1 protein-coding gene is annotated in these 1,493 nt (G+C 31.7%); it reads left to right on the forward strand.

Annotation, left to right across the window (positions count from 1 at the left end; translation table 11 throughout):
• Positions 1–59 precede the first annotated feature (59 nt).
• Complete coding sequence (locus tag AA81_RS13990) at positions 60–1,469, forward strand: ATP-binding protein (protein ID WP_103899377.1); 1,410 nt, start codon at positions 60–62, stop codon at positions 1,467–1,469.
• Positions 1,470–1,493 lie beyond the last annotated feature (24 nt).

Raw genomic sequence — 1,493 nt, forward strand, 5'->3', positions numbered from 1 at the left:
ACTTTAGAGTTACTTACTCACGAGTTAGTAACTCATGAGTTAGTTATCGAGGGACTTATATGTTCATTGGTAGAGAACCAGAGTTAACCGCTTTAAACAAATTGTACCAAGAAGACAAATTCCAATTTGTTGTTGTATATGGAAGAAGACGGGTTGGGAAAACCACCTTGCTTTTGAAGTTCTGCAAAGAAAAGCCTTTTATATTTTTTGTTGCCGACGAATCAGTAGATAGTCTTTCATTAGAGAAATTTTCTAAAGAGGTTTTTTCATTTTTCAATCTAACGGGCTTAACTGAGTTTAATTCTTGGGAAGAAGCTTTTCTTTTTATTGCAAATAGAGCAAGAGAAGAAAGATTAATAATAGTAATTGATGAGTTCCAATATTTAGTGAATGCGAATCGTAGTATCCCATCGATTTTACAGAAATTGATAGATCATACTTTGAAAGACACCAAATTATTTTTGATAATCTGTGGTTCATATGTCAATTTTATGGAAAATGAAGTTTTGGGTTATAAAAGTCCGTTGTATGGGAGAAGAACCGCGCAATTTGAGATTACCCCTTTTGGTTTTTTTGACAGTCGAAAGTTCTTCCCAAAATATTCTTGGGAGGAACAAGTCAACACATATGGAGTTTTAGGGGGCACACCACAATACTTTGTCACCTTTGATGAAAAAGTGGACGTTTATGAAAATATAAAACAAAAAATATTATTTAAATCATCGTATCTTAACGAAGAACCTATATTCTTGCTAAGACAAGAATTAAGGGAGCCTTTGATTTACAATTCTATTTTAGAAGCTTTAGCAGAAGGAAACGGAAAATTGAATGAAATTTCCTCAAGAATCAGTTTCGATAATTCCAAAGTAGCTAAGTATTTGGAAACCTTGATTGATCTAAAGATCGTTGAAAGAATAAAACCTGAACCAATAGGCAGAAAAAGTAGGGGTAGTATTTTCAAGATTAAGGATAATTTCTTTAAATTTTGGTATAGGTTTGTTTTTAAAAACAAAGCATTAATCGAACAGGGATTGGCGGATTTCGTTATAAAAAATAAAATAAAGCCATTTATGAATGAGTATATAGGCCCCATTTTTGAAGACATTTCAGTTGAAATCCTGAAGAAAATGAATGTCGAGGGTAAATTGCCGTTCATTTTTGAAAATATTGGCAAGTGGTGGGGGAATACCCCCATTAAAAAAATAGAAGAAGAAATCGATATAGTAGCCTACGATAAGAAAAACATTCTTCTTGGTGAATGCAAATGGCAAAATACATTGCTAGACATGTTGGTAGTTAAAAAACTTATGGATAAAGGGGCTTTATTTCATTTTGAGAATAAATTTTATATACTTTTCTCGAAAAACGGTTTTACGAAAGAGACCTTGAATTTTGCTAAAGCCAGCAGTAATATTATTTTAATAAGTTTTAAAGATTTTGTGTCTTCTAAAAATGAAGAATTAATTTGATTTTCTCACGAAAATAGTGGGTAA

Source organism: Petrotoga halophila DSM 16923 (genome assembly GCF_002924615.1).